Annotated in this window: 17 protein-coding genes, 1 tRNA gene and 1 riboswitch; of the genes, 1 reads left to right on the top strand and 17 read right to left on the bottom strand. The window is 76.3% G+C overall.

Features of this window, described 5'->3' with window-relative positions; genetic code table 11:
- Window positions 1-10: 10 nt before the first annotated feature.
- Entirely contained in the window at window positions 11-1,255 is a 1,245-nt protein-coding gene (locus ACFUVW_RS02595) for an aspartate aminotransferase family protein (protein WP_430569786.1), read from the bottom strand.
- 32 nt (window positions 1,256-1,287) lie between these two features.
- Window positions 1,288-2,319, bottom strand: a complete 1,032-nt coding sequence (locus ACFUVW_RS02590; RefSeq protein ID WP_430569785.1) for a GlxA family transcriptional regulator — start codon at window positions 2,317-2,319, stop codon at window positions 1,288-1,290.
- A 116-nt stretch (window positions 2,320-2,435) separates the two neighbouring features.
- Here ACFUVW_RS02590 and ACFUVW_RS02585 point away from each other — a divergent pair, with 116 nt between their 5' ends.
- The gene (locus ACFUVW_RS02585; protein ID WP_430569784.1) at window positions 2,436-3,206 is read left to right on the top strand and encodes an NAD(P)H-dependent oxidoreductase; all 771 of its coding nucleotides are present in this window, start codon (window positions 2,436-2,438) and stop codon (window positions 3,204-3,206) included.
- Between the two features lie 13 nt (window positions 3,207-3,219).
- On the opposite strand, the gene ACFUVW_RS02580 is transcribed toward ACFUVW_RS02585, so the two are convergent.
- The 15 genes from ACFUVW_RS02580 to obgE all read right to left on the bottom strand — a co-directional run bounded on the left by ACFUVW_RS02580 (window position 3,220) and on the right by obgE (window position 17,072).
- A complete protein-coding gene (locus tag ACFUVW_RS02580) occupies window positions 3,220-4,434 on the bottom strand; it encodes an MFS transporter (protein WP_430569783.1) in 1,215 nt (404 codons plus the stop codon).
- Between the two features lie 56 nt (window positions 4,435-4,490).
- On the bottom strand, window positions 4,491-5,117 hold the full coding sequence (locus ACFUVW_RS02575; RefSeq protein ID WP_430569782.1) for a class I SAM-dependent methyltransferase: 627 nt from the start codon (window positions 5,115-5,117) through the stop codon (window positions 4,491-4,493).
- Window positions 5,118-5,166: 49 nt separating this feature from the next.
- Window positions 5,167-5,865 carry an energy-coupling factor transporter transmembrane component T family protein gene (locus ACFUVW_RS02570; RefSeq protein WP_430569781.1) on the bottom strand — a complete coding sequence of 233 codons (699 nt, stop codon included), beginning with the start codon at window positions 5,863-5,865 and terminating at the stop codon, window positions 5,167-5,169.
- Window positions 5,862-7,313: an ABC transporter ATP-binding protein gene (locus tag ACFUVW_RS02565; RefSeq protein WP_430569780.1), complete on the bottom strand. Its 1,452-nt coding sequence runs from the start codon at window positions 7,311-7,313 to the stop codon at window positions 5,862-5,864. The genes ACFUVW_RS02570 and ACFUVW_RS02565 overlap by 4 nt, the downstream gene beginning before the upstream one ends.
- Window positions 7,314-7,317: 4 nt before the next feature.
- Window positions 7,318-7,935, bottom strand: coding sequence for an ECF transporter S component (locus ACFUVW_RS02560; protein ID WP_430569779.1), 618 nt, complete (start codon window positions 7,933-7,935; stop codon window positions 7,318-7,320).
- A gap of 23 nt (window positions 7,936-7,958) precedes the next feature.
- A riboswitch (TPP riboswitch) is annotated at window positions 7,959-8,070 on the bottom strand.
- Window positions 8,071-8,213: 143 nt separating this feature from the next.
- A tRNA-Ala gene (locus tag ACFUVW_RS02555) sits at window positions 8,214-8,286 on the bottom strand.
- A 91-nt stretch (window positions 8,287-8,377) separates the two neighbouring features.
- Window positions 8,378-9,067 carry a histidine phosphatase family protein gene (locus ACFUVW_RS02550; RefSeq protein ID WP_430569778.1) on the bottom strand — a complete coding sequence of 230 codons (690 nt, stop codon included), beginning with the start codon at window positions 9,065-9,067 and terminating at the stop codon, window positions 8,378-8,380.
- Window positions 9,064-9,507: a ribosome silencing factor gene (rsfS, locus tag ACFUVW_RS02545; RefSeq protein ID WP_430569777.1), complete on the bottom strand. Its 444-nt coding sequence runs from the start codon at window positions 9,505-9,507 to the stop codon at window positions 9,064-9,066. Before rsfS ends, ACFUVW_RS02550 begins: the two co-directional genes overlap by 4 nt.
- Window positions 9,504-10,604 (bottom strand): hypothetical protein, encoded by a 1,101-nt coding sequence (locus tag ACFUVW_RS02540; protein ID WP_430569776.1) that lies wholly within the window; start codon window positions 10,602-10,604, stop codon window positions 9,504-9,506. Before ACFUVW_RS02540 ends, rsfS begins: the two co-directional genes overlap by 4 nt.
- Window positions 10,597-11,169: a nicotinate-nucleotide adenylyltransferase gene (gene nadD / locus ACFUVW_RS02535; RefSeq protein WP_430569820.1), complete on the bottom strand. Its 573-nt coding sequence runs from the start codon at window positions 11,167-11,169 to the stop codon at window positions 10,597-10,599. Before nadD ends, ACFUVW_RS02540 begins: the two co-directional genes overlap by 8 nt.
- A gap of 65 nt (window positions 11,170-11,234) precedes the next feature.
- A complete protein-coding gene (locus ACFUVW_RS02530; RefSeq protein WP_429764031.1) occupies window positions 11,235-11,387 on the bottom strand; it encodes a hypothetical protein in 153 nt (50 codons plus the stop codon).
- Window positions 11,388-11,448: 61 nt separating this feature from the next.
- Window positions 11,449-12,777 carry a glutamate-5-semialdehyde dehydrogenase gene (locus ACFUVW_RS02525; protein ID WP_430569775.1) on the bottom strand — a complete coding sequence of 443 codons (1,329 nt, stop codon included), beginning with the start codon at window positions 12,775-12,777 and terminating at the stop codon, window positions 11,449-11,451.
- 43 nt (window positions 12,778-12,820) lie between these two features.
- A complete protein-coding gene (locus tag ACFUVW_RS02520) occupies window positions 12,821-14,311 on the bottom strand; it encodes an alpha/beta hydrolase family protein (RefSeq protein ID WP_430569774.1) in 1,491 nt (496 codons plus the stop codon).
- Window positions 14,312-14,398: 87 nt separating this feature from the next.
- Window positions 14,399-15,529, bottom strand: coding sequence for a glutamate 5-kinase (gene proB / locus ACFUVW_RS02515; RefSeq protein ID WP_430569773.1), 1,131 nt, complete (start codon window positions 15,527-15,529; stop codon window positions 14,399-14,401).
- 25 nt (window positions 15,530-15,554) lie between these two features.
- Window positions 15,555-17,072: a GTPase ObgE gene (obgE, locus tag ACFUVW_RS02510; RefSeq protein ID WP_430569772.1), complete on the bottom strand. Its 1,518-nt coding sequence runs from the start codon at window positions 17,070-17,072 to the stop codon at window positions 15,555-15,557.
- Between the last annotated feature and the right edge of the window lie 44 nt (window positions 17,073-17,116).

Raw genomic sequence — 17,116 nt, 5'->3', positions numbered from 1 at the left:
CTCGAGGGCGCTAGAGGGTGTCGCGCACCGCCCCGGCGAGGGTCTCCAGGCCCTCGCCGAGGTCGTCGTCGGGGATGGTGAGCGGCGGGATGAGCTTGAGCACGCGCCCGCCGCTGCCGCACGGGCCGATCAGCATGCCGCGCGCGAAGCACTCGGCCGCGACCGCCTTGGCGAACGCCCCGTCGCCGACGTCGAGGCCCTGGATCATGCCGCGGCCGCGCACGGTGAAGCCGCGGTTCGCCTCCTGCGCGACGGCGCGCAGCGCGTCCGCCATGCGCTCGCCGTTCGCGCGCACCTCGGTCATCAGCGCGTCGTCGTCGAAGTAGGTCAGCGCCTCGCGCCCGGCCACGAACGACAGGCCCTGGCCGCGGAAGGTGCCGGTGTGCTCCCCGGGCGCCCACTGCGCGTCCAGCTCGGGCCGGTTGAGGTTCATGGCCAGGGGCGTCCCGTAGCCACCGATCCCCTTGGCGAGGCACACGACGTCGGGGTCGAGCCCCATGCCGTCGAAGCTGAAGTAGCTGCCCGTGCGGCCGCAGCCCACCTGGATCTCGTCGATGACGAAGAGCGCCCCGACGTCGCGGGCGAGCCGCTGCACGGCGTGCAGCCACTCGGCGCTCGCCACGTTGACGCCGCCCTCGGCCTGGATCGTCTCGACGACGAACGCGGCGGGGGGCAGCAGACCGCTCGACACGTCGGCGAGCTGCGCCCGGTAGGCCTCGAGCGACGCGAGACCGCCCCCGGGGGCGGTCTCGAACGGCAACCGGTGCACGTTCTCCAACGGCACCCCGGCGGCCCGCCGGAAGACGTCGTTGCCCGTGAGCGCGAGCGACCCGAGGGTCATACCGTGGAACCCGTGCGTGAAGGCGACCACCTCGCGCCGCCCGGTGACCTTGCGGGCGAGCTTGAGCGCCGCCTCGACGGCGTTGCTGCCCGTCGGCCCCATGAACTGCAGCCGCATCGTCATGCCGCGCGGCTCGAGCACCGTGGAGACGAACTTCGCGATGAAGTCCCGTTTCGTGGTGGTCGCCATGTCGAGGCTGTGCGCGACGCCGTCGGCCTCGAGGAACTCGATCATGGCGCGTTTCATGCGCGGGTTGTTGTGCCCGAAGTTCAGCACCCCCGCGCCGGCGAAGAAGTCGACGTAGCTACGTCCGGCCTCGTCCACCTGCCGCGCGTTCGACGCCGAGGCGAACACCGTGGGGTACGTGCGGCTGTACCCCCGGATCTCGGATTCCCACTTCTCGAAGACCTCCATCAACCAGATGTAGGTGCCCGAGGCCTGCCCCGTCAAGGAACTCGCGGGAGGACCTTCGAGACGATCCGAGGTCGCGGGCCGGGGCCGAAGGTCGCGCGGTAGGCGGCGGGCGACACGCCCAGCGCCCGCGCGAAGTGCTGCCGCAGCGACGCCCCGGTGCCGAAACCGGCGCGGCGGGCGACGGCGTCCACGGGGAGGTCTGTGCGTTCCAGCAGGTCACGTGCCCGCAGCAGGCGCTGCTGCAGCAGCCAGGCTCCGGGCGAGAGGCCGACCTCCCGCCGGAACCGGCGGGTGAAGGTCCGCGTGCTCATCGACGCGTGCCGGGCGAGGTCGTCGAGCGAGAGCGGCTCGTCGAGGTGCTCGAGCGCCCACGAGCGCGCGGGGCCGGTGTGGTCCCCGGCCGGCTCGGGTACCGGCACGTCCACGTACTGCGCCTGGCCGCCGTCGCGGAACGGCGGCACGACCGTCCGGCGCGCGACGTCGTTGGCGACCGCCGCGCCGTGGTCGGAGCGGACGAGGTGCAGGCACAGGTCGATGCCGGCCGCCTCGCCGGCCGAGGTGAAGACCCGGCCGTCCTCCGTGAACAGCACGTCCGGGTCCAGCTCCACCGCCGGGAACGCGCGCCGGAACCGGTCCGCCGACAGCCAGTGCGTCGTCGCCCGCCGTCCGTCGAGCAGGCCGGCACGCGCGAGCACGAACGCCCCGGTGCAGATGGACGCGACCCGCGCGTCCGGCCGGGCGGTCGCCAGCAGGTCCGGGGTGACGTCGTCGTCCACATCGTCGGCCTCGTCGACGTCGTCCAGGGCGTGCGACGCCGGCACCACGACCGTGTCGGCGCGCGCGAGGACCTCGGGCCCGTGCGGGACGTCGATCGTGAAGTCCGCGTCCGTCCGCACCGGCCCCGGCGCGGCGGCGCAGGTGCGCACGTCGTAGAGCCGCTCGCCGTCGGCCCCGCGCGCGACGCCGAAGAGCTGGTGCACCGCGCCGAGCTCGAGCGGCATCACGCCGTCGCGCACGAGCACCGCGACGAGGTGTCGACGGGGCGCGGCGGGAGGGGCAGGCATGGCTCGATCCTTGCACAGCATGGCTCTCCGGCCACTGGTCGCGCGGTGCGGTCCCCCGGCACCGTGAGGGGACGGGCGACCGACCGGCGCCCGCCCCCGGTAGGAAGGACGGTCCGATGCGGGTGCTGTGGGTGCTGGCCCATCCGGAACCGCGGTCGCTCACGGCGCGGCTGCGGGACGACGGGGTCCGCGCGCTGCGCGGCGCCGGGCACGAGGTGGTCCAGTCCGACCTGTACGCGATGGGCTGGAACCCCGTGGTGACGGCGGCCGACTTCGGCGACGCCGTCGGCGACGGCGAGCGGCTCGAGGTCGCGGCGGCCTCCGAGCGCGCGCTGCGCGGCGGCACCCTCGCCCCCGACATCCGGGCCGAGCACGACAAGCTCGCCCGCGCCGACACCGTCGTCGTGCAGTTCCCCCTGTGGTGGCACGGCGCGCCCACGATCCTCAAGGGCTGGCTCGACCGCGTCCTCGTGCAGGGCTACGCCTACGGCGTGCGCGACGCCGCGGGCCGCACGCGTCGCTACGGGGACGGCGGCCTCGCCGGACGGCGCGCCCTGGCCGTGGTCACGGTCGGGGCGGGCACCGGGCTCGGGCCGCGCGGGCTGCACGGCGACCTCACCGAGGTGCTGTTCCCGCTCCTGCACGGCACGCTCTGGTACACGGGCATGCAGGTGGCCGAGCCGGTCCTCGTGGCCGGGGCGAACCGCCTGGACGACGACGGATTCGCCGCCGCCGCGGCGGGCCTGCGGCGCCGGCTGCTCGCGCTCCCGGACGGGCCCTTCGTGCCCTACCGCCACCAGGACGGCGGGGACTACGACGCCCGCGGGGAGCTGTGCGAGGCGCTCGCGCCGGGCCGCAGGGGGCTCGGCGTGCACCTGCACGGATGAGGGCGCGCGGAGGTCAGCGCCGTCGGCGTACCAGGTTCGCGAGCGAGGAGTAGCGCGGCACCCAGCGCGCGAGCGCGGCCGCGGACGCGCCGCCCAGCGTGGCGGTGGCCCACACCCCGGCCGCGAGCGAGCCCAGCGCCGCCCCGGCCGACAGGATCAGCGGCCCGAGCGCGTCGCCCGTGTCCTGGAACAGCCGCCACACGCTGAGGAACGTGGGCCGCACGGCGGCGGGCGCGACGTCGGCGCCCAGCGTCATGACGATGCCCGAGCCCATGCCGTTCCCCACACCGAGCAGGGCGGCGACCACGGCGAGCGCGCCGGCGGTGTGCGCCAACGGCAGCACCGCCAGCCCCACCGCCATCGTGAGCATGGACGGCACGGCCACCCAGAGCCGGCCGAAACGGTCCATCACCTTGCCCGCCGGGTAGAACAGCAGCATGTCCAGGGCGCCGGAGACGCCGAAGACGAGCGACGTCACCTCGGCGTCGAGGCCCAGGTGCTCGCCCCACAGCGGGATGACCGTCTGCCGCGCGCCGCGCACGGCGCTCACGAGCAGGATGGCGACGCCGAGCGTCGCGAACAGCTGCCGGTGCTCGCGCGCCACCGCCGCGATGGACACGCGCGGGCCACCCGCGGGTCGTGGCAGCGGGGCGTCGGCCTGCGGCTCCGGCCGGACCAGGGCGATGACGAGCACGGCGACCAGCGCCGAGCCCGTGCCCAGCCAGAACGCGCCGTGCAGGGACGTCGCCGCGATCACCGCGGCCCCCGCGAACGGCCCCAGGAACAGCCCGATGCGGTGCACCCCGGCGAGGGTCGACAGCACGCGCGCCCGCCGCAGCGGCGGGGTGATCTCGGTGAGGTACGCCTGGCGGGCGAGGTTGAAGACGGCGTTCGCCGCGCCCAGCGCGAGCACCCCGGCGGCCAGGCCCCACAGCGCCGACGACAGCGCGATCGTCGTGAACGCCACGACGGCGACGCTGCCGGCGACCAGCATCGCCACCCGGTCGCCGAGGCGCTGCGAGAGCGCGCCGGCCGGCAGGTCGAACGCGATCTTCCCGAGCGGCAGCAGCGCGGCCACGAGCCCGGCGACCGTGAGGGTCGCGCCGCGGTCGGTGGCCGTGACCGCGACGACGGGCAGCAGCGCGCCGATGCCGATCTCCAGCACCAGCGTGGGGACGAACGCCCCGAGGACGACGCTGCGGAACGGGAACAGGGGCGGGGACGGCACGCCCCCTTCCTATCGCACCGGGCCCGTCCGGAGCCGGTCCGTTCACGGACGCCGCGTCACGCCCGCCGCGTCGTGAGGAGCAGCGCGGCCAGGCGCAGGTCCTCCCCCGCGGTGCGCGCGGCGATCTCGGCGTCCGAGACGGTCGTGCCCGTCCACGCCGGACCGGCGAACGCCGCGCGCAGCCCGTCGTCGGTCGTGCCCCAGCCCAGCCCGGCGTCCATGGACATGGCGAGCACGGCGACGAGCGCGTCGGGCGGGCAGATCGCCTCCAGCCCCGCCACGTAGGCCTCGCGGCCGGCGTCGTCCAGGCTGTGCAGCAGCCCCGAGTCGAGGACGGTCCGCGGACGCAGGTCCAGGCGGTCGAGCCGGCGGGCGTCCGCGACCTCGAAGCGCACCTCGCCCGGCGGCTCGACGATCGACTCCGCCGCCCGCTCCCGCGCGCGGGAGATCGCGTGCGCCGCGGCGTCCACGCCCACGACCCGGTGGCCCGCCCGGGCCACGGCGAGCGCCAGCGCGCCCGTGCCGCACCCGGCGTCGAGCACCGGGTCGGCGAGCACCGACCGCCGCACCAGCGCCAGGAGCACGGGCTGCGGACGCCCGATCTCCCACGGCGGCGGGACGTCGCCGGCGTACAGGGCGTCGAAGTCGTGCAGGGCGTCGAAGTCGTGCAGCTGGCGGGCCATGCGAGCACCTCCGACGCCCATTCTGCGCCCGGCGGTCCCCGCGCGGCGGCTATCGCACGACCAGAACGGCGAACGGCAGCGCCGCGACCAGCGCGCCGCCGGCGAGCACGACGGTGTCGGTGCGGGTCCACGGCGCCGGCTCGGCCCAGGTCCGGCCGTGGGCGGCGGCGAAGCCCCGGGCGTCCATCGCGACGGACATGGCGGTCGCGTCGCGCAGGGTGGCCGCCAGGACGGCGAACGTCACCGACGCCGCGTGGCGGGCCCGCGAGAGCAGCCCCGGGCCGGGCCCCACGCCGCGCGACCGGCGGGCTCGCGACGCCTGCTCCCACACCGCACCGAGCCGCTCGAAGCGCTGCAGCGCCGCAGCGACCCCGACGACGAAGCGGGCCGGCAGGCGCAGCCGCTGCCCCAGCTGGTCGGCGAGCCCGCTCGGGTCGACGAGCGGCGCGAGCGCCACGCCCGGAAGGGCGAGCACCGCGATGCGGGCCCCCGCGACGGCGGCCACCACCGGGTCGCGCCCGCCGAGCAGCCAGGTCGACCACGCCACCGACGCGACCGCGACGACCACCGCGAGGTACCGGGCGGGCGCGCCCGCCCCGCGCGGCAGGAGCACCAGCCCGAAGGCCAGGTAGGCGCCGAGCGCGACGGCGGCGCTCGCGACGTCCCGCACGCCGAGGGACGCGACCAGCCCGAGCAGCCCGAGGGCCACGAGCACGAGGGCGTTCACCCGGCCGAGCGCGCCGGTCATGCCGCCACCGCCTGTCGCTCGCGCTCCGCACCGTCGAGCCGCACCTGGTGCGCGGCGAGGGCGACGAGGTGCGCGTCGTGGGTGCTCGCCGCGACGGTGGCGCCGTGCCGGGCGGCGGCGGTGGCCCACCCGGCCACCGCGGCCCAGGTGCGCCGGTCCTGGCCGACGGTCGGCTCGTCGAGCAGCACGAGCCCCGGGCGGTGCGCGAGCGCGGCCGCCAGCGCGAGCCGGCGCTGCTCGCCGCCGGACAGCCGGAACGGGTGCGCGTCGGCGAGGTGGTCGAGCCGGAGCAGCGCGAGCACCTCGTCCACGTCCACCCGCACGCCGAGGCGCCGGCCGGTGAGCCCCACCTCGTCCCGCAGGCGCAGCGCGAGCAGGCCGTGCTCCGGGTGCTGCGGCACCCAGCCGCACCACCGCGCGAGGTCCCGCGAGCGGGCGCCGTGGCCGGGCGTGCCACGCACCTCGCCGGCCGCCGGCCGCAGGTGCCCCGCGAGGGTCGCGACGAGCGTCGACTTCCCCGCGCCCGACGGCCCCGTGACGGCGGTGAGCGCCCCCGCTGGCAGCCGCACGGACGCCCCGTCCAGGGCGCGTGTCGTGGTGCGTCCCCGCAGGCCGCGGGTGACGAGGTCGACGACGAGCCCGTCGGCCGCGACCTCCGGCCCGGTTCCGTCCGGCGCCACCAGGGCCCCGGGCACCTCCAGCGGCGCGGGCGCCGGCACGCCCGGCAGCCAGACCCCCGCGCGGGTCAGCTCGTCCCGCAGGCCGGTCGGGCCGTCCCGCAGCGCGGCGGGTGCGACGTCATGCGTCACCCGGCCGCCGGGCCCGAGCACCACGACGCGGTCGAGGCGCTCGAGCCACGGCCCGACGTGGTGGTCGACCACGACGAGGGACGTGTCCGTGCCCTCCAGGGCCCCGACGACGGCGGCGCGCACCTCGTCCGCGGCGGCGGGGTCGAGCATCGCGGTCGGCTCGTCCAGGAGCAGCAGGCCGGGTGCGCACGCCAGCGCCCCCGCGAGCGCGAGCCGCTGCAGCTCCCCGCCCGAGAGGGCCGACGTCGGCCGCTCGGGCGGGTACCGCAGCCCGACCCGGTCCAGGGCCTCACCGGCGCGGCGCCGGATCTCCGCCCGCGGTAGGCCGGCGTTCTCGGGGCCGAAGGCGACGTCCCGTCCGATCCGTGCCGCGACGACCGCGGATCCCGGGTCCTGCGGGACGAGGCCCACCCCGCCGTCCACGTGCACGGTGCCGGACAGCTCGCCGGGCAGCGGGTCACCCAGCACTCCGGCCAGGGCGTGCAGCACGGTCGACTTGCCCGTCCCGCTGGGGCCGACCAGCCCGACGCGCTCCCCCACGCCGACGGTGAGGTCGAGGCCCTCGATCGTCGGGGCCGCGCGCCCGGTGGGCCGCCAGCGCAGCCCCCGCACGCGCGCCCGGACGTCGTCGCGCGCCACGCCGTCAGGCCGGGGAGCGGTCGACGGCACGGTCGGCGAGGTCGCGCCCCGGCCCGAACGCGTCGAGCACGCCGGCCCGGGCGAGGGCGCGCACGAGCGCCGCTCCCCCGAGGCCGGCGAGCAGCGCGCCGGACAGCGCGAACAGGCCGAGGTACGCCAGCCGGAAGCTCCACTCCCAGTCCGGGTAGTACGCGAACCACTCGTAGACGGCGCCGCACGCGCCCGCCGCCGCGCCCGCCATGGCCGCGACTGCGGTGCCGAAGCGGCGGTAGAGGAACAGGGCGAGCACGAGCTCGGCGCCGACGCCCTGGACGACGCCGGAGACGATCGCCGAGAAGCCCCAGCCGGCACCGAGCAGGGCCTCGACGCTGGCGGCGACGACCTCGGTGAGCAGCGCCGCGCCGGGGCGGCGGACGATCAGCCCGCCCAGCACGCCGCCGAGCAGCCAGCCGCCGCCGAGCAGCCCGGTGGCCGGCGGGAACGCGACCGCCAGCCCGGCGGAGAGCAGGTGGTAGAGCTGGGTCCAGCCCCAGAAGACGACGCCGACGGCCACGCCGAGCATGGCCACCGTGACGAGGTCGACGGTGCGGTACCGCAGGGACGCGCGGAGGGTGCTGCGCACGGGGCGCGAAGCGGTTTCGGGCGCGGACATTCCAGGTAACTCCCTTCGCCGGTGCTAACCGGAGCAGGTTCCAAGGGTCTGCGGCTGTGCCCGCACTCTCAGCGCCCCTTCGACGGCGCTCCCCTGTCATGGGTGTCTTCAGATGTGACGGCCGACGACGCGACCGCAGGTCCGACCTTAGGCGACCACGGCGCCGGCGCAAGGGCGTCCCGCACCGTGAAACCCCTGGTCACGCAAGAAGGCCCGGAACCATGAGGTTCCGGGCCTTCTCGACGGGGTGGAGCTGAGGGGACTCGAACCCCTGACCCCCTGCATGCCATGCAGGTGCGCTACCAGCTGCGCCACAGCCCCGAGAACCGACTCTCGCGGCCGGCGGCGACCGGGCGATTCGTCTGATTCGGTGTGTTCCTCCGGGCTTGCGCCCCTCGGGAACGTCGATATCTTAGGCAGACTTCGGGCCAGGTTCCAAATTCCAGTCCGGCCCCGCCTGCCAGCGGTCCAGCGGGTAGCCCGCGCCCACGTTGTGCGCCACGAGGCGCCAGGCCGGCACGGCCCCCTCGCCCGCACGGTGCAGGTGCGACCAGTGCACGTTGTGCATGCCCGCGAGCCCGCGCCAGGTGGTCGGGTCGAGCCCGAGCAGCGCCGTGACCGCCAGCGAGATGGCGGCGCCGTGCGAGACCACGACGAGCGTCGCGTCGTCGTCCAGGTCCGCGGCGTGCCCGGCCACGGCCTCGGCCATGCGCTGCGCGACCGCCGCCTTCGTCTCGGCCCCCGCGCCCACGGGCTCGGCGCCCAGGCGCCAGGCCGCATACTCCTCGGGCCATCGCTCCTGCAGCTCCGCGCCGGTGAGGCCCTCCCAGGCGCCGAAACCGCGCTCGCGCAGTCGCTCGTCCGTGACGACGGGCGCCCCGCCGAGCGCCTCCGCGTACGCGGCCGCCGTCTCGACGGCGCGGCCCAGGTCGGACGACACGATGCGCGTCGCCCGGTGCGACGACGCGAGGGCGGAACCGCCCTCCGTCGCCTGCCAGCGCCCGACCTCGTCGAGCGGGATGTCGATCTGCCCCTGCAGCCGCAGCGACGCGTTGTAGGCGGTGCGGGCGTGCCGCAGCAGGACGACGGTGCCGGCCGTCACTCGTCGCCCGCGAGACGGATCGCGCCGTCGCCCTCGCCGTCGCCGTACTCGGCGGCGGCCGCCGCGCCGTCCCCGCCGCGCGCGTCCTCCGGCAGCTCGACGGCCGGGCAGTCCTTCCACAGGCGCTCGAGCGCGTAGTACACCCGGTCCTCGGCGTGCTGCACGTGCACGACGACCTCGCCGAAGTCCAGCAGCACCCACCGCGCCTGCGCCTTGCCCTCGCGGCGGATCGGCTTGGACCCCGCGAGGAACATCGCCTCCTCGACGGCGTCCACAATGGCCGAGACCTGCCGCTCGTTCGTGCCGGACGCGATGAGGAACACGTCCGTGAGCACCAGCTGGTCGCTCACGTCCAGCGCGATGATCTCCTGCGCCTTGCGGTCCGACGCGGCCCGGGCGGCGACGACCGCCAGCTCGACGGCGCGGGGGCTAGCGGTCATGCAGCGGCTCCGGGGTGCTCGTACGTGAGGGAGACGGCGGCCGCGGGCGCGGCGGCGTCGGTCTGGAAGTCGCTGTCGTCGGGCGCCTGGAGCAGCAGCTTCCAGACCAGGAGCCCCAGCACGAACGCGACGACCACGAGGACGATGTAGTGCAGCCAGGTGTACGACGCCTCGGGCTCGTCCCAGTCCTCGTCGTCGTCCTCGTCCTCCGGCGGCGCGGCCGAGCGCGCGCGGACGGGCTGCTCCGACGCGACCAGCGCGTCGAACGGCGACGCGGCGGGGCGCTCCGGCGCGGCCGACGGCTGCGCGGGCCCCGCCGCGGGGCGGGACGGCGGCACGGACGCGGGCCGCTCGGTGGTCGGGCTCGCCCAGGGCAGCGGGGGCGCCACCGACGTGGAGGCGGCCGGCGGCGTCGCGCTCGGGGCCGGTGCGGGGCCCGCCTGCGCGGGCGGCGCCGACGCCGACGCGGACGTGGTGCCGAACGGCGAGGAGGTGCCGGTCGTCCCGAACGGGGAACGGCGGGCGGGGCCGTCGGGGCGCGGCGCGACCGTGGCCGGCGGGCTGGCCGCCGGGGCCGCCGTGGACGGGGCGCTCGCCGGCGCCGCCAGCGGCGGCAGCCCGAGCCCGGTCGCGGCGCCCGTCGGGGCGGCGCCCTGGTCGCGGCGGGTCGAGGGGCGCGCGGGCGGCGCGGCCGGGGCGCCGGACGGCGCCGCGGGACGCACCGAGGGCGTCGGGGCGACGGCGCGGGACATCTCGCCGGTGGGCCGCTGGATCGGGGCCAGCCGGCCCGTCTCGTCCAGCCCGCGCACGCCGGCGGAGGTGGACGGCGGCCGCACCATCGGCGCGGGGGCCGGGGCGGGCGCCGGGCTCTGCTCGCGGAGCGAGCGGCGCGACGGCGCGCTGGTCGCCGGTGCGGGGAACCGCGGCGCGGGCGCCTGCGCGGGGGGCGGGGCGAACGGCGACCTCGCGGCGGGCGCGCCGTGCTCCGGCCCCGACGGCGCCGGCGGGCCGGCGCTCGCCTGCGCGGCGGCGGCCGCCTGCTCCCGCTCGCGGATCTCGCGGCGGGTCAGCGGGCGGGACGGGTTGTTGTCACTCATCGAGACCTCGATACAGACCGTGCTTGGCGATGTACTGGACCACGCCGTCCGGCACCAGGTACCACACCGGTTGGCCGGCCTGCGCCCGGCGACGGCAGTCGCTCGACGAGATCGCCAGCGCCGGGACCTCCAGCGTCGTGACCCCGTCGTGGGGCAGGCCGTCCACCATGAGCTGGTGCCCCGGCCGCGTGACAGCCACGAAGTGTGCCATCTCCCACAGGAGCGCGGCATCCTTCCAGGTCAGGATCTGCTCGATCGCGTCGGCGCCGCTGATGAAGAACAGGTCGGCGTCGGGTCTTTCCTCGTGCAGGTCCCGCAGCGTGTCCACGGTGTAGGTGAGACCCGGACGGTCGATGTCGACCCGGCTCACCGTGAACCGCGGGTTCGACGCCGTCGCGATCACCGTCATGAGGTAGCGGTGCTCGGCCGGGGACACGCGCTGGTGCTGCTTGAAGGTCGGCTTGCCCGTGGGGACGAAGACGACCTCGTCGAGGTCGAGCAGCGCCGCCGCCTCGCTGGCGGCGACCAGGTGGCCGTGGTGGATGGGGTCGAACGTGCCGCCCATCACGCCCAGGCGCGGACGGCGCGGCTGCGACGACGGCTCGTTCACGCTGACCGGAGGGGTGGCCGTCAGTGGTGGCGGTTGGACACGTTGCGGAAGGCGTACGTCACCACGAGCGCGGCGACCAGGCCACCGAACGCGAGGAGCCCCATCGCGATCGGGGAGATGGTCTCGGCGTGCTCGGCGGCCTCCTGGGCCACCTGGACGGCGGTGTGCAGCACGGGTTCCTCCTGTGCGTGGGTGTGCGACGGGTCGCGACGGGCAGGGTCGGGGGTCAGTCTCTCACGCGGGCCGGACGTGGCCGTCGCCGTGCACGACCCACTTGGTGGTCGTCAGCTCGGCCAGGCCCATCGGCCCGCGCGCGTGCAGCTTCTGCGTGGAGATGCCGATCTCGGCGCCCAGGCCCAGCTCGCCGCCGTCGGTGAAGCGCGTGGAGGCGTTCACCATCACGGCGGCCGAGTCGACCTCGGCGACGAAGCGCTCGGAGGCGGCCAGGTCCCGGGTGAGGATCGCCTCGGTGTGCCCCGACGACCAGGTGCGGATGTGCTCGATCGCGTCGTCCAACGAGTCGACGACCCGCACCGCGAGCTCCAGGGCGAGGTACTCCGTGGCCCAGTCGGCGTCGGTCGCCGGGAGCACCTCGACCGACTCGGGCGCCAGGGCGACCGTGCGCGCGTCGCCGTGCAGCACCACGCCCGCCCCGCCGAGCGCCGCGAGCGCCGCGGGGAGGAACGCCTCGGCGGCGTCCGCGTGCACCAGCAGCGTCTCGGCCGCGTTGCACACCCCGACCCGCTGCGTCTTGGCGTTCATGACGATCTCGACGGCGTTCGCGACGTCGGCCGTGGCGTCCACGTACACGTGCACGTTGCCGACGCCGGTCTCGATGACCGGCACGGTCGACGACTCGACGACCGTGCGGATGAGGTCGGCGCCGCCGCGCGGGACGAGCACGTCCACCAGCCCGCGCGCCTGCATGAGCGCGACACCGCCGGGGCGACCGTACGCGTCGATGGTCTGCACGAGGTCGGCGGGCAGCTCCTGGGCCTCCAGTGCACGGCGCAGCACGTCGACGATCACCGCGTTGGACGAGGCCGCCGCGCTGCCGCCGCGCAGGATCACGGCGTTGCCCGACTTCAGCGCGAGGCCCGCGGCGTCGACCGTGACGTTGGGGCGCGCCTCGTAGATCATCCCGACCACGCCCATCGGCACGCGCAGCTGGCGCAGGCGCAGGCCGTTCGGCAGCGTCTGGCCGCGCACCACCTCGCCGACCGGGTCGGGCAGGCCGGCCAGCTCGCGCAGCGCACCGGCGATGGCGCCGATCCGAACCGGCGTGAGCGCCAGCCGGTCGAGCAGCCCGTCGCTCAGGCCGCGGTCGCGCCCCCGGGCGAGGTCGTCGGCGTTCGCCGTCACGATCTCGCCGGCCGCGGCCTCCAGCGCGTCGGCCAGCGCGTGCAGCGCGGCGTCCTTGGTGGCCCTGGTGGCGGTCGCGAGCGTCCGCGACGCGACCTGGGACCGCCGGGCGACGTCGCGGACGGCGGCCGCGACGTCGTCACCCGCGGTGCCGGCGCCCGAGCCACCCGCCGTCAGGTCCTCCGTGAGGGTCGTGGTCATCCCCCGAGGGTACGACGGCGGCGCGCGCGGCGGCAGACCCCTCTCACCAGGAGGGACGGGGTGCGCGGGGCGGCACGAACCGGGTGAACGCCGGGGCGTGGTCGAAGGTCTTCAGCGTGACGACCTCGAACGTGGCCCGGTACTCCGGCCCGAGCGAGTCGGCCGCCCGGTTCAGCGTCCGCGGCGCGAGGGAGGGCCACCGGCCGGTGTCGATGCGCCGCTCCAGCGTGCGCAGCGCCACGAGCTCCTCCGCGAGGCTCACGGACAGGTGCGCCCCGCGCTCGACGTACAGGCTGCGGAACCGCCCCGGGTCGCCCACCTCGCGCACGCGCTGCGCGAACGACCGCTCGGCCGACGGCGGCGCCCCGCCGTCTCCCGTGGTGTGCAGCGTGAGGACCGGGGACGGCGTCGTGCCCTCGGGACGGTGCGCGACCATCGCCGCGCGGGCGTCCGGGTCGGCCTCGATCGGCTCCACGTCCTCCAGCGTCGCCAGGTCGGCCCGCAGGTCGAGGCCGGCCCGCGCGTACGCCGCCACGACCTCGGGCGCGGCGCCCGAGCGGGCGAGACGGGCGCGCAGGTGGTCCAGGTCGGTGCTGCTCGGGTTGCCGCCGAGCTTCGCCTCGAGGTCGTCGCGCGCGGCGGGGCCGAGGCCGAGCGTGTACGCGCCGATCAGCCACTGCGCCTGGCCGCGGGCCCGGTCCTCCAGGGTGCGCGGCTCGGGCTCGTTCATCCAGTACCAGCCGCTCACGGTGCCGAGCGAGGCGATGAGGGCGATCCGCGCCCGTCCCTCGGGGGTCTCCTGGGCGGCGGCGAGCGCGGCCACGAGCGCGTCGCGACTGGCCTCGCCGTCGGCGGACTCGACCAGCTCGATGGGGTTCCCCTGGGCGTCGGTGCCGTCCGTGAGGAGGGCGCGGGTCGCGGCGTTGACGTCGAGGATCGCGTCGAGGTGGCCGACCCAGTCGAGGGCGCCGCCCACGGTGAGCACGCCGTCGATCCGCTCCGGCTCCGTCTCCGCGTGCTTGAGCGCGGTGACCGCGCCCATCGACTGCCCGTACGTGAGGGTGCGCTCCGGCTCGGCCACGTGCCCGGAGAACCAGTCGAGCAGCCGCGACTGGTCGGCCACCGCGGTCGGCACCGTGAAGTCGAGGCCCTCGCCCTGGAACAGCGAGGCCGCCACCGCGTACCCGTGGTCGGTGAGCATGTCCTCGCTGAGCTCCTGGTTGCCCAGGAGGTGCGGCACGGGGAAGCCGGCGAAGAACTCGGACGGGTAGTGGCCGTGGCTGAACAGGACCAGGGTGCCGTTCCAGTCGTCCGGGACCTGTACGCGGTAGCGGGCACCCGCCAGCTCGCCGCAGTACTCCGTCACGCCCGGGCCGGTCGGCGCGCACTCGGACGGCGCGGCCGACGACGGGGCAGCCGGCGGGGCCGATGGTGCGGCGGACGCCGACGGGCCGACGGCGAGCGCCGTGACCCCGGTGACGAGGGCGGTGACGAAGGCGGTGGTGACGGCGGTGACGTGGTGCGGACGGCGCATGCCGACCTCCTGGGTCCGGTGGCACGCTCCGGCGCGCGCCGCTGCACCTACGGACGGCGGCGGCCGGCCGAACTCATCGGGTCCAGCTCATCGGCGGTGCTCGAGCACCAGGTCGTCGCGGTGCACGACCTCCCGGTCGTACCCCTCCCCGAGCTCGGCCCGCAGGTCGAACGTCGAGCGGCCGAGCAGGCCCGGGAGCTCGCCCGAGTCGAACGCGACGAGCCCGCGCGCCACGACCGCGCCGTCGGGCGCGACCAGCTCCACCGGGTCGCCCGCCTCGAACGAGCCCTCGACGCGCGTGACGCCCGCGGGCAGCAGCGACGCGCGACCGCCGAGCACCGCGCGCGCCGCGCCGTCGTCGAGGTGGAGGCGGCCGTGGGCCTGGGCCGCGTGCGCGATCCACAGCCGCCGCGCCGTCGTGCGCCGGCCGGTCACCGCGAAGAACGTGCCCACGTCCTCGCCCGCCAGGGCGGCCGCGACGTTCCGCGCGCTGGTGAGCACGACCGGCACGCCGGCGCCGGTCGCGATCCGGGCCGACTCGAGCTTGGTGACCATGCCGCCCGTGCCGACCGCGCTCCCCCGCGCGGTGACCTCGACCCCGGACAGGTCCGCCAGGTCCGCCACGTGGGCGATGCGCCGGGCGCCGGGGCGCGACGGCGGCGCGTCGTGCAGGCCGTCGACGTCGGTGAGCAGCACCATGGCGTCGGCGCGCACGAGGTGCGACACGAGGGCCGCCAGCCGGTCGTTGTCGCCGAAGGTGAGCTCGTCGGTGGTCACGGCGTCGTTCTCGTTGACGACCGGCACGACCCCGAGCGCGAGCAGCCGCTCCAGGGAGCGCTGCGCGTTGCGGTACCGCGACCGCCGCACCGTGTCCTCCGCGGTGAGCAGCACCTGCCCGATCTGCAGCCCGTGCGCGGCGAACGCCTCGGTGTACCGGGCCACGAGCTGGCCCTGGCCCAGCATGGCGGCGGCCTGCATGGTCGCGACGTCGCGGGGGCGGGCGCTCAGCCCGAGCGGCCCGATGCCGGCCGCGATCGCGCCGGAGGACACGAGCACGACCTGGGCGCCGCCCGCCGCGCGCGCGGCCAGCACGTCCACGAGGGCGCGCAGCGCCGCCAGGTCCAGGTGACCGTCCGGGCCGGTGAGCGACGACGAGCCGATCTTGACGACGATCCGGTGTGCCGTGGGCAGGCTGGCGCGGGAGGTGGCGGCGTTCACCTGTGCATTCTCGCCGGATCGGCGCTCAGTCGTCGTCGGGGTCCGTCCAGTGGCCCGACTGCCGCTCGGTCCACAGCTCGCGGCGCGCCTCCGTCTTGGCGTCCATGCGCTCCTGGTGCTCGCGGCGCTTGTCGCCGCGCGTCGGCCGGGCGCTCTCGTCGAGCCGCAGGTCCGTGCCGCGCGCGCCCAGCAGCTCCGGGCCGGTGGTGAGCGTGGGCTCCCAGTCGAAGACGACGGCGTTGCGCGGGTCCCCGATGCGGACCTCGTCGCCCGCGACGGCGCCGGCCTTGAGGAGCCGGTCCTCGACGCCCAGCTTGGCGAGGCGGTCGGCGAGGAAGCCGACGGCCTCGTCGTTGTTGAAGTCGGTCTGCCGCACCCAGCGCTCGGGCTTGGAGCCGCGCACCTCGTAGTAGACGCCCTCGTGGTCCTTCTTCGCCGTCACGGTGAAGCCGGACTCGTCGACGGCGCGCGGGCGCAGCACCATGCGCGTCGGCTCCGGCGCGGGCGCGGCGGCGCGGGCGCGCTCGACCAGCTCGCCGAGCGCGAAGGTGAGCGGCCGCAGCCCTTCGTGGCTGGCGGTCGAGACCTCGAACACCCGCAGGCCGCGCGCCTCGAGGTCGGGGCGCACCAGCTCCGCGAGCTCGCGCGCCTCGGGGACGTCGATCTTGTTGAGCACGACGAGCCGCGGGCGCTCGGTGAGCGGCACCCGGCCGCCCTCGATGCCGAGGTCGCCGGCGTACGCGGCCAGCTCGGCCTCGATCACGTCGAGGTCGCTCAGGGGGTCGCGCCCGGGCTCGAGGGTGGCGCAGTCGAGCACGTGCACCAGCACGGCGGTGCGCTCGACGTGGCGCAGGAACTCCAGGCCGAGCCCCTTGCCCTCGCTGGCGCCGGGGATGAGGCCCGGCACGTCGGCCACCGTGTACCGGGTCTCCCCCGCCTGCACGACGCCGAGGTTCGGCACCAGCGTCGTGAACGGGTAGTCCGCGATCTTGGGCCGCGCGGCGGAGATCGCCGCGACCAGCGACGACTTGCCCGCGCTCGGGTACCCGACCAGCGCGACGTCGGCGATCGTCTTCAGCTCGAGGACGACCTCGTGCTCCTCGCCCGGCTCGCCGAGGAGGGCGAAGCCGGGGGCCTTGCGCTTCGGGGAGGCGAGGGCGCGGTTGCCCAGGCCGCCGCGACCACCCTGCGCGACGACGTACTCCGCGCCGACGCCCACGAGGTCGGCCAGGACGTTGCCGTCGCGGTCCTTGACGACCGTGCCGTCCGGCACGCCCAGCAGGAGGTCGCCGCCGTTGGCGCCGTCCCGGTCGTCGCCCATGCCCTGCGTGCCGTTGGTGGCGCGGCGGTGCGGCGAGTGGTGGTACTCGAGCAGCGTCGTCACCTGCGGGTCCACGACGAGCTTCACGGTGCCGCCGTCGCCGCCGTTGCCGCCGTCGGGCCCCGCCAGGGGCTTGAACTTCTCGCGGCGGATCGACGCGACGCCGTGGCCGCCGTCACCGCCCACGGCGTGCAGCACCACGCGATCGACGAAGCTGGCCATGGTCAGATCCTCTCAGGCAAAAGCGACGAGGGGCGCACCGCGAC

The organism is Isoptericola sp. NPDC057391, assembly GCF_042668085.1.
In the GTDB taxonomy this organism is placed as follows: Bacteria; Actinomycetota; Actinomycetes; order Actinomycetales; family Cellulomonadaceae; genus Isoptericola.
The sequence above is the reverse complement of the archived record's forward strand: the minus strand, read 5'-3'. Positions and strand labels throughout refer to the sequence as shown.

Coding starts and splice junctions, on each gene's coding strand:
- rsfS (WP_430569777.1), bottom strand. CDS start 9,507: ATGACCGCTAGCCCCCGCGCCGTCGAGCTGGCGGTCGTCGCCGCCCGG.
- ACFUVW_RS02540 (WP_430569776.1), bottom strand. CDS start 10,604: ATGAGTGACAACAACCCGTCCCGCCCGCTGACCCGCCGCGAGATCCGC.
- ACFUVW_RS02520 (WP_430569774.1), bottom strand. CDS start 14,311: ATGCGCCGTCCGCACCACGTCACCGCCGTCACCACCGCCTTCGTCACC.
- ACFUVW_RS02570 (WP_430569781.1), bottom strand. CDS start 5,865: ATGACCGGCGCGCTCGGCCGGGTGAACGCCCTCGTGCTCGTGGCCCTC.
- ACFUVW_RS02595 (WP_430569786.1), bottom strand. CDS start 1,255: ATGGAGGTCTTCGAGAAGTGGGAATCCGAGATCCGGGGGTACAGCCGC.
- ACFUVW_RS02525 (WP_430569775.1), bottom strand. CDS start 12,777: ATGACCACGACCCTCACGGAGGACCTGACGGCGGGTGGCTCGGGCGCC.
- ACFUVW_RS02575 (WP_430569782.1), bottom strand. CDS start 5,117: ATGGCCCGCCAGCTGCACGACTTCGACGCCCTGCACGACTTCGACGCC.
- obgE (WP_430569772.1), bottom strand. CDS start 17,072: ATGGCCAGCTTCGTCGATCGCGTGGTGCTGCACGCCGTGGGCGGTGAC.
- nadD (WP_430569820.1), bottom strand. CDS start 11,169: ATGGGCGGCACGTTCGACCCCATCCACCACGGCCACCTGGTCGCCGCC.
- ACFUVW_RS02590 (WP_430569785.1), bottom strand. CDS start 2,319: ATGCCTGCCCCTCCCGCCGCGCCCCGTCGACACCTCGTCGCGGTGCTC.
- ACFUVW_RS02585 (WP_430569784.1), top strand. CDS start 2,436: ATGCGGGTGCTGTGGGTGCTGGCCCATCCGGAACCGCGGTCGCTCACG.